The following is a 13061-nucleotide window of genomic DNA, read 5'->3' as shown; positions in this document are numbered from 1 at the left end:
TCTCCATAGTAAGCATGACGATTAGTCTTCCAGGCGCCGGACCAGCTCGCGGGCGACTGCACACAGCAGTTCATCCGCGCCATGGGCGGCAATGAGTTGGAGGCCGACCGGTAGTCCTGAGGCGCCTTCCAGTGGAATGCTCAAGGCCGGGTGACCGGAAAGATTGAAAGCGCGCACCAGTGAAGTCATGCCCAGCGCGGCGCGTGTGTCGGCGGCATCGGCGACCAGCAGCGGATAGGCAGGCATGGTCGGCATGGCCAGAATCGGGGTGATGGCCAAGGCCGCATCCACTTCTGCGGTAAATGCGCGGCGGATAATTTCGGCCTCTTCAACGGACTCGGCAGCGGTCAAACTGGCGTCTCGCAGACGGTCGGCGACATCATTGCCGACTCGACCGGTTTGCAGAAGATGACCGCACGCTGCCCAGGTTTCGGCGTTGATGACCACCATTCCTGCGCCATAAGCCGCCAGCATGCCAGGCAGTGATTGCTCGACCAGCGTGAAGCCCGATCGACCCAGAGCCTGGTTCACCGCAGCGTGGATTTGTTCGTCGGCTTGTACCGCGATGACCCCAATAGAAAGATTTTCAGGCACCGATACAGACTTGAACGTCGGGTCGATGGCTTCCATCGCCTCGATCAAACAGTCCATATCCCGTGCCAGCGGCCCAACGCAATCGAGGGTGCTGTACGCCGGCATGACACCCTGGCGGCTGACACGGCCGAAGGTTGGCTTGAGACCGAATACACCACAGCAGGCCGCTGGAATCCGTACCGAACCTCCGGTATCGGTGCCCAGTGCGAAGTCGCAAAGCCCCGCCGCCACTGCGGCCGCCGAACCACTGGAAGAGCCACCGGGGATGTAACCCGGATAGCGCGGATTGGACGCAGTGCCGGTCCAGGCGTTGAGGCCGGTGGTGCCGAATGCCAATTCATGAAGGCTGGTTTTACCGGTGATCTGGCAGCCCGCATCCAGAACAGCCTGAACCACGTGTGCATGCTCGGCGGCAGCTGGCGCATCGGCCAGCGCATAACTCGAAGCGCGGGTCGGATAGCCAGCGATATCAATGGTGTCTTTCACCATGACCGAGCGGCCGCTCCCACCTAACGCTAAATCCTCGACGACGATCGACATGCTTATTACCTGCTTGTTATGTCTCACCAGAACGGTTGCCCTCGGCGCGAAGGCCTGGGTGAACGCTTAAATCTAAAATCGTAATATTTACGTGAAATGTCAATTGAATTTTACCAAACTTAAGAGTGTGTATTTTCGGTGCAATTTTCAGCCGAACGCACCGACTGCGTGCAATTTGGTAACACTGATGCACAAACGATAAAAACTCATAAATATTTATAAACTCCTTATTTATCAGCTATTTAATCTGTTTTTTCCAAGTAAATGCGTGGAAACATTTCGTAAAATTCATGGCTGACGATTCTGCAAAGATAAAAATTACAAAAATAAATAAACAGCAAAAAATGGCGTGAATAACACCTAAAAAAATCGCATTTTTTTGATGTTTTTTAAAGTGTTTTTTTGACCGTTTCACCCACCCTTGATCCAGATCAAGGCCTTATTCGGCGTGGCGTGGTGGGTGTTTTTCGAGCCCCTGAAATCATCCCCTCCAGGTCATCGCCAAGCCTTGGCCGGATCGTCTTGTAAAGCGTCGGCTGAAGGTCGGCAGTAACGGCGTTCTGCCATCTTTGGAAAATTTTCTGGCATGCAATCTGCTTTTGCCCAGGTTGCCTTCGATCGATTGCTCATGGTCGACCGGTACCCACACGCTCGGTAACACGCCATGGGGTACCGCAGCAGTTCGCCAAAAAAAACAGGCCGTACCTTGGGCCGTACTCGCACCACACATGGTCGAGCCGGCTGGCCAATTAGCCTTTTGCAGCGCCTTGCAACTCTTCGGAGAAAGTCATGCTTTTCAGAAAAGCCGTGTCCACATTGTTGTTGAGTGTCGCCTGCGCCGCCGCGCAGGCTGAAGTGAAAGTCGGTGTCATCACCTCCTCCACCGGTCCGATTGCGTTGATCGGGCTGCCACAGAAAAACACCATTGCGCTGCTGCCAACTCAGGCCGGCGACCAATCGGTGAAATACATTTCTCTGGATGATGCGAGCGACCCGACTGCGACGGTGAAGGCGCTGAAAAAGTTCATCGACGAAGAAAATGTCGATGCCATCATTGGCCCAAGCGGTTCGCCTAACGCCATGGGCGTGATCCAGTTTGTCGCCGAGGCCGGCGTGCCGTTGCTGGCTCCGGTTGGCACCGCCGCCGTAGTGCTGCCGATGACCGAACAGAAGAAATGGGTGTTCAAGACCACGCAGAACGATGACCTGATCGCCAAGGCGATGTTCGAGCACATGGATAAAAAAGGCGTCAAGACACTCGCGTTTATCGGCACCGCTGACCCCTACGGCGAGAACTGGGCCAAGGTCATGTCCGGCCTGGCGACAGAGCACAACATCAAGGTCGTGGCCAACGAACGCTTCCAGCGCCAGGACACCTCGGTGACCGGGCAGAGCCTGAAAATGCTTTCGGCCCGCCCCGACGCAGTATTGGTCGCAGCGCCAGGCAGCTCGGCCGTGATGCCGCAAGCCACGCTGTTCGACCAGGGCTATCGCGGCCAGGTCTACCAGACCCACGGCGCAGCACTGCAAGACTTCCTCAAGCTCGGCGGCAAGAAAGTCGAGGGCACCATCCTGGCCGCCAGCCTGATGCTGGTCCTCGATGAAATCCCGGACAGCCACCCTTCGAAGAAAATCGCCAGCGAATACACCGCCGCCTACGAAAAGCTCAACGGCAGCAAACCAGCGACCTTCGGCGGTAACACTTTCGATGCCGGCCTGCTGTTGCAGCAAGCGATCCCGATTGCTGCAAAAAAAGCCGCCCCCGGCACCCCGCAGTTCCGTGCAGCCCTGCGTGACGCGCTGGAACAAACCAACGAACTGGCCGGCACCCAAGGTGTTTACAACATGACGCCACAGGACCACAGCGGCTTCGACGAGCGCGGTCGCGAGTTGATCCAGGTAAAGAATGGCAACTGGATGCTGCTGCGCGACAACTGATCGACACCCCGGGCACGTTGCCCATTGCTTGCCCTGCCTGCCAACGAGTCGACCCTCGCCGGCAGGCACGCTTGATATTCAATCTGTAGAAAAGAGTTCCCATTATGAATTTCCAGATAGCCATGCTGCTGGGCCAGGACGGCATGACCAACGGCGCGATCTATGCGCTGCTGGCCTTGTCGATCCTCCTGGTGTTCACCGTCACGCGGATCCTGCTGATCCCTCAGGGTGAATTCGTTACCTACGGCGCCTTGACCATGGCCACGTTGCAGAGCGGTCACCCGACTGCCCTGGTCTGGCTGTTGCTCGGCCTGACGCTGATTGATTGCACACTCGATGTGTGGGGTGCGGCACGTTCGAGCCAGGCGTTTCGTTTTCCCAAACGCATCCTCGTCAAGCTCGGCTACGCCGGGTTGATAGCCGTGCTGATCAACACCTTGCCGCTGGCCGATTTGCCAATGGCGATTCAGGCACTGCTGACGCTCGCGCTGGTGGTCCCGCTGGGGCCGCAAATCTATCGCCTTGTGTTCCAGCCGATTGCCTCGGCCAGCTCACTCGTGCTGCTGATCGTGTCGATCGCGGTGCACGTCAGTATGGTCGGCATCGCCCTGCTGCTGTTCGGCCCGGAAGGCGCCCAGACCCGACCGTTCTCCGAAGTCGGTCTGGAGCTCGGCCCGGTGACCTTCAATAGCCAGACACTCTGGGTGTTGGCCGTGTCCCTGGGACTGATTGTCGGGCTGTATCTGTTTTTCGAACGCACGCTTTATGGCAAGGCCTTACGCGCCACCGCAGTCAACCGCATGGGCGCCCGGCTGATGGGCATCTCACCGACGCTGGTGGGCAAATCGACCTTCATGCTGGCGGCGCTGATCGGCACCCTTTCGGGGATCCTCATCGCGCCGATCACCACGCTGTATTTCGACTCTGGCTTCATCATCAGTCTGAAGGGCTTCGTCGGCGCGATCATTGGCGGGCTGGTCAGCTATCCAGCGGCCGCTCTCGGTGCGTTGGCGGTTGGCCTGATTGAGGCGTTCTCGATGTTTTGGGCCAGCACCTACAAAGAAATCATCGTGTTCACGCTGATTATTCCGTTCCTGCTTTGGCGTTCGGTCACCAGCCGTCATGTGGAGGAAGAGGAATGAATCCGCGCTACTTGTTGCTTGTCTTGTTGTTGGTAGTAGGTGTTGCGCCGCTGCTGTTGCCGCCGTACTACGTCACCCTGCTCAACTACATCGGCATGTACGCCCTGGTGGTACTGGGGCTGGTCCTGCTGACCGGCGTGGGCGGCATGACCAGTTTCGGCCAGGCCGCATTTGTCGGGCTGGGCGCCTACACGTCGGCCTACCTCACCACCACCGAACAATTACCGGGCTGGCTTGCCTGGGCCGGGACGTCGCCCTGGTTGACGTTGCTAGTGGGCATCGTGCTGACCGCTTCGGTGGCGCTGATTCTTGGTGCGCTGACGCTCAAGCTGTCCGGGCATTACTTGCCGCTGGGAACGATTGCCTGGGGTATTTCGTTGTACTACCTGTTTGGCACCCTGGAATCGCTGGGCGGTCACACCGGAGTCAGCGGCTTGCCGTCGATTTCGCTGTTCGGCCTCAAGCTGGATAAAGGTGAGAAGGTTTTCTACCTGATCTGGGCCGTACTGCTGGTGGCTATTGTCGTCACCCAGAACCTGCTGAATTCGCGCGAAGGCCGAGCCATTCGCGCACTCAAGGGCGGCCAGGTGATGGCCGAGTCGATGGGGGTCAATACCTTCCGTTCGAAGATGGTGATCTTCGTGATCTCGGCGGTCTTCGCAGCGATTTCCGGCTGGCTCTACGCGCACACCCAGCGCTTCGTGAACCCGACCCCATTCGGTTTGAACATGGGCATCGACTACCTGTTCATGGCCTTGATCGGCGGTGTGGGCAGCGTGTGGGGCGCCCTGCTCGGCGCCGGCATTCTGACCATGCTCAAGCAGTGGTTGCAGGACTGGTTGCCGCACTTGCTGGGCAACACCGGCAACTACGAAATCATCGTGTTCGGCATCCTGATCGTGGTGTTGATGCAGCGTGCGCCTGGTGGTCTGTGGCCGCTGCTGACCCGCCTGATACCGGTTCGTTTCAGGGTGCGCCCCAAGGTCCACAGCCTTAACGCCAGCCCCGCCCCCCTGGCTCGCCGGCAACTGCCCGAACACGGCGAGCTGATTCTGGAGGCGCGCAATGTGACCAAGCGCTTCGGCGGTCTGGTCGCGAACAACGAGATGAGTCTGGAAATCCGCTCGGGTGAAATCCTCGCACTGATCGGCCCCAACGGCGCCGGCAAGAGCACCATGTTCAACCAGCTCTCGGGGGTCGATACACCCACCTCCGGTGAAGTGCTGTTCATGGGCCAGAAAATTAATGGCATGAGCTCGCGGCAAGTGGCGCGCATGGGCATGAGCCGGACCTTCCAGCACGTGAAATTGCTGGGGAACATGAGCGTGTTGGAGAACGTTGCTATTGGTGCGCATCTGCGTGGCCATCAGGGCGTGCTGTCGGCCGCGCTGCATCTGGATCGTCGCGAAGAAGTCGAGTTGCTGGACGAAGCCCGGCGGCAGCTGGAGCGTGTCGGCCTCGGTGACTACCTCAACGAAGAAGCTGGCAGCCTGGCCCTCGGTCAACAGCGGATTCTGGAAATAGCCCGCGCCCTGTGCGCCGATCCGTGCCTGCTGCTGCTCGACGAGCCCGCAGCCGGTCTGCGCCTGAAGGAAAAAGAAGCCTTGGGCATCCTGCTCAGCCGCCTGCGTAACGAAGGCATGGCCATTCTGCTGGTCGAGCACGACATGGACTTCGTTATGGGCCTGGTGGATCGCGTGGTGGTGATGGAATTTGGCCAGCGCATCGCCCAGGGCCTGCCCGAAGACGTGCAGAAAGATCCTGCGGTACTGGAAGCCTACCTGGGCGGAGTCGAATGATGAACATGCACATAGAACCGCAATCCGAGCCGCGCAACCAGGTCCGCGACGCCGTGCTGGAGATCAAGGACCTGAGCGTCGCCTACGGCAAGGTCGAAGCCCTGAGCAACGCCAGCCTGACGGTCGGCAAGGGCCAGATCGTCACTGTGATCGGCCCCAATGGCGCCGGCAAGACCACCCTGCTCTCGGCAATCATGGGCGTGCTGGGTTCCAGGGGGCAGGTGAACTTCGACGGCAGCCTGGAAAGCCTGCCGGAAGTGGAAGTGATGGTCTCGCGCGGCTTGGGCCTGGTGCCGGAAAAACGCGAGCTGTTCACCAGTATGAGCGTGGCCGACAACCTGTTGCTCGGTGCCTTTCAACGCCATCGCCGAGGCGACCGTCGCTACAGCGAGACCTTGGGCGAAGTCTATGAACTGTTCCCTCGGCTGTGGGAGCGCCGCGAGCAACTGGCGGCGACCTTGTCTGGCGGTGAACGGCAGATGCTCGCCGTGGGCCGGGCGCTGATGGCCAAACCCAAGCTGCTGATGCTTGACGAACCGAGCCTGGGCCTGGCGCCGCTGATTACCCGGGAGATTTTCCGGATCATCAACGCCCTGCGCGACCAAGGGGTGTCGATCCTGCTGGTGGAGCAAAACGCCCGCGCCGCGTTGCGGGTCGCCGATTACGCGTATGTCCTCGAGACCGGTCAGATCGCCATGCAGGGCCCGGCCAAGCAACTGGCTGATGATCCACGCGTGATCGAAGCCTATTTGGGCCTGGCCAGCAAGCACCAGGAAATGCTCGCCACGTGATGTCCACCCTGCCTCGGCGCCGCTGCCCAAACGGCGTCGAGCCGGGCCTTCCCAGGCTCTTCTGAATAATCCGGAGTCGCGATGAACGCTTCCTCTCTGCGCATCTGCATTGCCGGTGCCGGCGCCATCGGCTGCACCCTGGCAGCGCGTCTGGCCGCCAGCGGCCAGACGGTAAAGGTCCTGGCCCGCGGTGAAACCCTGGCGACCATCCGCCGCGACGGCATTCACTTGTCCGACCTGGACGGCAACCACCATGTACGGCTAGACGCCACCGACAACGCCGCCAGCCTGGGCGAACAGGACCTGATTTTTCTCTGCACCAAGGCGCCAGCCCTGGCCAGCCTGCTGCTGCAGATCCAACCGATGATCGGGGCCGAAACCGTGGTGATCCCGGTGGTCAACGGCGTGCCGTGGTGGTACTTCCATGGCGAAGGTGGACGGTTCGACGGGCAACGAGTGAACGCGGTCGATCCTCAGTCGATCCTCAGCCAGGCCCTGGACCTGCGCCAAGTGATCGGTTGCGTGGTGTTCATCACCGCCCAGTGCCCAGCCAACGCCGTGGTCGAATCGCGCACCCCGCACCTGATGATTTTTGGCGAGCCCGACAACAGCCTCAGCCCGCGTCTGGAGCGGGTTCGCGCGCTGATCGAAAACGCCGGGATCGAAGCTCGGGCCACTGAACGCATCCGCGACAACCTGTGGACCAAGATCATCGCCAACATCACCTCCAACCCGCTCTCGGTGATTACCGGCGCCACCCTCGAGCAGCTTTACAGTCGGCCGGATCTGCGAGACCTGGTCAGCACCTGCCTGCACGAAACCCTGCTTACTGCCGCCGCGTATGGCGCTCGTGTGAGCATCGATCCACAGACCTTCCTCGAACTCGGCGCCGGCATGGGCGCGGTGCGTACCTCGATGCTCCAGGATTACGAAAAAGGCCGCCCGCTGGAGCTGGCCGCCATCGGTGATGCGGTGCTGGAGCTGGCTGATTGCATGGCGATCCCAATGCCGGTCACGCGACACCTCATTGCCCTGGCGCGCTTTCGCGGCGAACAGGCCTGCCACTGACTTTCTATGACAAGGACTCCGACATGAGCCACACGCTATTGGAAAAACCTGAACAGTACAGCGACGAAGAATGGGCCCTGCGCGTGCAGCTTGCGCATTGCTACCACCTGGTGGATTTCTTCGGCTGGACCGAGACCATCTTCAATCATATTTCTGCACGCCTGCCTGGCCCGGCGCACCATTACCTGGTCAACCCTTTCGGGCTGAACTACACCGAAGTGACGCCGCAAAACCTGCTCAAGGTCGACCTGCACGGCAAGAAGCTCGAAGACTCGCCCTATGATGGCAACCCCGCCGGTTTCGCCCTGCACAGCGCGGTTCACGGTGCGCGCCCGGACATTCAGTGCCTGATCCACACCCACACCACACCGATCTCCGCCATCGTCATGAAAAAGGCCGGTTTCAGCCACAACGATTTCTACGGGGCGCAGCTTTACGGGCGGATAGGTTACCACACGTTCGAAGGCATCACGCTGTTCGATGACGAGAAAGCCCGGATGATCGACAGCCTCGGGGACAAGCACATTCTGGTGCTGCGTAACCACGGCATAGCCGTTGGCGAAAACAGCATCGCCAAGGCGTTCTTCCTGCTGTGGACGGTGCAGCGCGCCGCCGAAATCCAATGCCAGGCCGGCGCCTTGGGCGGAGAAGACAATCCACTGCCGCAAGACATCAGCCACAAGTGCGCCGACCTTACCGCCATGCTCATCCGGGACAGCGGCTTCGCGGTGAAATTCTTCGACGCCATGGTTCGCAAAATGCGCGCCGAACGCGGCCAATGCTGGTAATCGCGGGAGCGTGTCATGGACAAGTCAGTCGTACTCGCACACCCGTCCGCCGCGCCAGGACTGGTAGAAATCCCGATCTCGCGCCTGGATGTCCAGGGCCATGTGCTCGCCTGCAATGACGCTTACCTGACGCTCTGCGGTTATGCCAGGGAAGCCTTGCTGAACCAGCCACATGAGCTAATCAACCATCCGTTGATGCCCAAGCAAATCATCGAGCGCATGTGGCAGACCCTGCGCAGTGGCGTGCCGTGGACGGCGCCCTTGATGGGACGTGACAAACAGGGCATGACCTTTTGGTGCAACCTCTACGTGGTGCCGCTGTTTGAGGCCGGTCAGCTGAACGCGTTGGGCACGGCCTATCATCCCCTCGACAGCGCGCAAAGCTTGCGCGCAGAAAAGCTCTACCGCCGCCTGAACGCCGGTCACGGTCCACTGACGTTTGCCCAGCGCATGCAAGAACACGCCAGCAGCCAGGGCATCGCCTGGCTGTTAGGGGCTGTGGTCACAAGGGCAATGATCGGCGGACAAATCGATCTGGCGCCGGGGCTGGTGGTACTCGGCGGCATATTCGCGTCGGCCTTGCAGTGGCGGACCAAGCAGCGCGCGGACGCCGGCCGGATCATGGCCCGCCATGACCAGGTTTACAGCGACGCCCTGTTGGCGTCGCTACAGGGCGACACCTCCTCCGTGGCCGGCCGTTTCGACATGGCCCTCAACAGCCAGAACACGCGGATGCGCACAGTCATGGCGCGGATCCAGATCAATGGCGAGACCGTGCGCAAACGGGCGGAAGAATCGTCGATGCTGGTTCAGGCCCAGTCGGGCCACCTGCAACGGCAACTCGAAGAAGCCGAGCAGTCGGCCGCCGCGGTCCATCAGATGAGCGCCACGATCCAGGAGTTGTCGCGCAATCTGCAACAGGCGGCCCAAGCCACCCAGGCCGTGGATCGCCTCGCCCACGAGGGGGATCGGATTTCCGATCAGAGCCAGCTGTCGATGACGGGCCTGTGTACCTCGGTCGAAGAAATCGGCCAGGCGGTCAGTCGACTGGCCGAGTCCATCGAGTCAATCAGTGGGGTCGCCCATGTGATTCGCAGCATCGCCGAACAGACCAACCTGCTGGCCCTCAATGCCGCCATAGAGGCAGCTCGCGCTGGGGAGACCGGTCGAGGTTTCGCGGTGGTAGCCGACGAGGTACGCAGCCTAGCCACCCGGACCCGCGAATCCACCGAGCAGATCCAGCGTTCCATTGAGCTGTTGCGCGATGGCAGTGCCCAGGCGTTGGCCACCGCGCAACGCGGCGAGTCGGCCGCGCGGGAGTCCCGAGAGGATGTGGCGCAGGTACAGACGGCGTTGCGGCGCATCTGTGATGAAGTCGGGCAGATCTCCGGCATGAGCTTGCAAATGGCCTCGGCCATCAAACAGCAAGGGCACGTCGCCCAAGAGATAAACGGGCAGATTTCCCAGATCGTCACCCTGGCGCAAACCAGCAGCGATCAGTCCCGGCGCAGCACCCAGATTGGTGAGGAGTTGCACCAACTGGCCAACTCCCAACTGGACCTGGCCCAACGTTTTCTTCAGGGCTGAGTGACTCCACCCTGAGGTGTCAGCCATGGCGTATCAGGCCTGGCGCCGTAGGGTCGCGGACGGCAAGCAACCGTATTGCTTGCGGTACTGCATAGCAAAATGACCGAAGCTGCTGACCCCGTGACGAAGCAGGATGTCTGTCACGCTGTCGGCCGGCCCGGCCTGCTGCAAGGCCAGGTGGACCAGAGCCAGTCGGCGGGTACGCACATAGTCACTGGGGGTTTGCTGAAGAAAGCGTGCAAAACCGTTCTGCAAGGTGCGGATGGACACGTCGCAGAACTGCGCCAGGCTCGCCAGGGCAATCGGTTCGGCCAGGTGCTGCTCGATATAGTCGCGGGCCTTCTTGACGTGGCGGGGCATCGGCTGACGCTGGTCCTCCAGCAGGTCGACAGAATAGTTGTGCGGCAACTGAGTCAGCAGCACGGACAGCAGATAGTCCGACAAACTACCGCCCATGGCCGAGGTGAGCAGCGTCTGGCTCGCGTCGCTATACAACTGGCAGATGTAGTCCAGGGTGGTGCGTACCGCCGCCATGCCCTGGCAATCGGCGTCAACCTGGATATCGAAGACCAGCGGTTGGCGCAAACGCCGGTTGAGCAACACTTGCAACTGGCGCTCGAGGGCTTCGCGATCAACCCGCAGAATCAGGTTACGGCAGTCCTTGTCGATGCGGATAAAGCTGCGCTCGGAAGGCGATGAAATGGTCAGCCCACCCTTGCGCAGAATCGCGCTCTGCTTACCCAAGCTGACCATACCGCTGCCTTCGAGGGTGACCCGGATCAAGTAGTAGTTGGTGATATCGCCAGCATCGATTTCCACCGGTGCGCCGTAGTGCAGATCAAACAAGGCCGAACTGCCGAAGAACACGCCGTAGAGCTGAGATTGCAGGGAGCCGCCCTGCTGCATTTTCATCTGATGGGGCCACAGGTAGTGGCTGACCAGATCCTTGACCTCGCCGAACCCGGCTGAACTCAGGAGGCAATGGTGATGGAGCGAAGAGCGGTTATCGAGCATGTAAAAGCCCCTAAAAAAGGTTGTCGCTACCCGCAGGCACATTGAGAATTTAGTGGAAATGGAAAGCAATTTTCACGCCATCAAAACGCTTTCTGCGTGCCCGGAACAACCCCTGCGTCTGGCGCATAGAGTCGGGGCAAACATGGGCTTACAAAGGTCATGCACCACACGCAAGCCAAGCAATTGGCAACCTGGAACCGCACAACAAAACCAATAATCGCACCAGGGCAAGGCGGTCAGGTAACGCCAGCGTCACCGATTCACCCAACTGCAAAACTCGCTGCCGCCGACCGACTGATTGCCAACCCTGAAGGGGCCAAACAGCATGACCAGCAAAACACCGACCGAGGTCACCCGTAAAAGCTATGCCTACGAATGGTATGTCGTTGCCGTTTGTATGCTGGCTTACATTTTTTCGTTTATTGATCGTCAGATCCTGGCGTTGATGATCGAACCGATCAAACACGACATGCAGTTGTCAGACACCCAGTTCAGCCTGCTGCATGGCCTGGCCTTTTCGCTGTTCTATGCCTTTATGGGCATGCCCATCGCATTGCTCGCGGATAAATTCTCCCGACCGAAAATCATCGCCCTCGGCGTTGCATTCTGGAGCCTGGCGACTGCCCTGTGCGGGCTGAGCAAGAACTTCCCGCAGATGTTCATGGCGCGCATCGGAGTCGGGATCGGCGAGGCGGCGCTGTCGCCGGCCACCTACTCGATGCTTAGCGATATGTTCCCCCGGGAAAAACTCGGGCGCGCCGTGGCGATCTACTCCATCGGCTCGTTTATCGGCGGCGGTGTGGCCTTTCTGATTGGTGGCTATGTCATCGACTTGTTGAAGAACCTCGACAGCGTGGTAGTGCCGCTGCTGGGCGAAATGCGGCCCTGGCAGGTGATGTTCTTTCTGGTGGGCCTGCCGGGCGTGTTGATTGCCCTGCTGATCGCACTGACCGTCCGCGACCCGGCCCGCAAGGGCTTGAAACTGGACGCCGCGGGCAAGGTCCACGCACCCAGCTTGAAACAGGCCTTCACTTTCCTGTCGGTGCACCGCAAGACGTTCTTCTGCCATTACCTGGGGTTTTCGTTCTACGCGATGACGCTGTTCTGCATGCTCAGCTGGACCCCGGCCTTCTACATGCGCAAGTTCGGCCTGGCCCCCAGCAACACCGGCTACATGCTCGGGATCGTGGTATTGCTGGCCAATACCAGCGGCGTCTTTTGCGGCGGCTGGCTGATAGATTGGCTGGCTAAGAAAGGCTATAGCGATGCGCCGATCCGTGCCGGGGTGATCGGGGCCATCGGGATGGCTGTGCCAGCCATCGCGTTCACTCAGGTCAGCGAACTGTGGATGTCCCTGGCGCTGTTGGCGCCGGCCATGTTCTTCGCCTCTTTCCCTATGCCGGCCTCGACTGCGGCGATGCAGATCCTGCCGCCGAACCAGATGCGGGCGCAGATTTCGGCGTTGTTCCTGCTGATTTCCAACCTGGTCGGCCTGGGCCTGGGCACCACGCTGGTCGCCCTGCTCACCGATCGGCTGTTTCAGAACCCGGCCATGGTCGGCTCGTCGATTTCCGTGCTCAATGCCTTCGCGGTCGCCCTCACCCTGTTCTTGCTGATCAAGGGTTGCCGGCACTTTCGCGAGAGCCTCAAGCAGGAAGGCCTGGCCTGACGCCCGCCCCCATGGCACGCCGTTCTCGGTGTGCCTGCTGGTTTTTTGCGGCGGGCGGCGCGACAATGACGCCCGCCGCTCCACTTGCCTGGCGAACCCTTTGGAACCGCAGTCGACAGCGCGCGCTCAAG

10 protein-coding genes are annotated in these 13061 nt (G+C 60.3%); 8 read left to right on the top strand and 2 right to left on the bottom strand.

What is annotated here, in order from left to right; translation table 11 throughout:
• Window positions 1-21 precede the first annotated feature (21 nt).
• Window positions 22-1134 (bottom strand): amidase, encoded by a 1113-nt coding sequence (locus ACZYSM_RS06885; protein WP_489070133.1) that lies wholly within the window; start codon window positions 1132-1134, stop codon window positions 22-24.
• 789 nt (window positions 1135-1923) lie between these two features.
• Here ACZYSM_RS06885 and ACZYSM_RS06880 point away from each other — a divergent pair.
• From ACZYSM_RS06880 to ACZYSM_RS06850, 7 genes are all read left to right on the top strand, one after another.
• On the top strand, window positions 1924-3072 hold the full coding sequence (locus ACZYSM_RS06880; RefSeq protein WP_489070131.1) for an ABC transporter substrate-binding protein: 1149 nt from the start codon (window positions 1924-1926) through the stop codon (window positions 3070-3072).
• A 104-nt stretch (window positions 3073-3176) separates the two neighbouring features.
• The gene (locus tag ACZYSM_RS06875; protein ID WP_489070129.1) at window positions 3177-4214 is read left to right on the top strand and encodes a branched-chain amino acid ABC transporter permease; all 1038 of its coding nucleotides are present in this window, start codon (window positions 3177-3179) and stop codon (window positions 4212-4214) included.
• The gene (locus ACZYSM_RS06870; protein ID WP_489070127.1) at window positions 4211-6013 is read left to right on the top strand and encodes a branched-chain amino acid ABC transporter ATP-binding protein/permease; all 1803 of its coding nucleotides are present in this window, start codon (window positions 4211-4213) and stop codon (window positions 6011-6013) included. The genes ACZYSM_RS06875 and ACZYSM_RS06870 overlap by 4 nt, the downstream gene beginning before the upstream one ends.
• Window positions 6010-6804: an ABC transporter ATP-binding protein gene (locus ACZYSM_RS06865; RefSeq protein ID WP_489070125.1), complete on the top strand. Its 795-nt coding sequence runs from the start codon at window positions 6010-6012 to the stop codon at window positions 6802-6804. The genes ACZYSM_RS06870 and ACZYSM_RS06865 overlap by 4 nt, the downstream gene beginning before the upstream one ends.
• Window positions 6805-6885: 81 nt before the next feature.
• Window positions 6886-7872, top strand: coding sequence for a ketopantoate reductase family protein (locus ACZYSM_RS06860; protein ID WP_489070123.1), 987 nt, complete (start codon window positions 6886-6888; stop codon window positions 7870-7872).
• A 23-nt stretch (window positions 7873-7895) separates the two neighbouring features.
• Window positions 7896-8660 carry a class II aldolase/adducin family protein gene (locus ACZYSM_RS06855; RefSeq protein WP_489070121.1) on the top strand — a complete coding sequence of 255 codons (765 nt, stop codon included), beginning with the start codon at window positions 7896-7898 and terminating at the stop codon, window positions 8658-8660.
• 15 nt (window positions 8661-8675) lie between these two features.
• A complete protein-coding gene (locus ACZYSM_RS06850; protein WP_489070119.1) occupies window positions 8676-10247 on the top strand; it encodes a methyl-accepting chemotaxis protein in 1572 nt (523 codons plus the stop codon).
• A gap of 33 nt (window positions 10248-10280) precedes the next feature.
• On the opposite strand, the gene ACZYSM_RS06845 is transcribed toward ACZYSM_RS06850, so the two are convergent.
• The gene (locus ACZYSM_RS06845; protein WP_489070117.1) at window positions 10281-11261 is read right to left on the bottom strand and encodes a cupin domain-containing protein; all 981 of its coding nucleotides are present in this window, start codon (window positions 11259-11261) and stop codon (window positions 10281-10283) included.
• A 325-nt stretch (window positions 11262-11586) separates the two neighbouring features.
• On the opposite strand from ACZYSM_RS06845, the gene ACZYSM_RS06840 reads away from it, so the two are divergent.
• The gene (locus tag ACZYSM_RS06840) at window positions 11587-12930 is read left to right on the top strand and encodes a spinster family MFS transporter (protein ID WP_489070115.1); all 1344 of its coding nucleotides are present in this window, start codon (window positions 11587-11589) and stop codon (window positions 12928-12930) included.
• Window positions 12931-13061: the final 131 nt, after the last annotated feature.

This window comes from Pseudomonas sp. F220 (assembly GCF_057813935.1).
The sequence above is the reverse complement of the archived record's forward strand: the minus strand, read 5'-3'. Positions and strand labels throughout refer to the sequence as shown.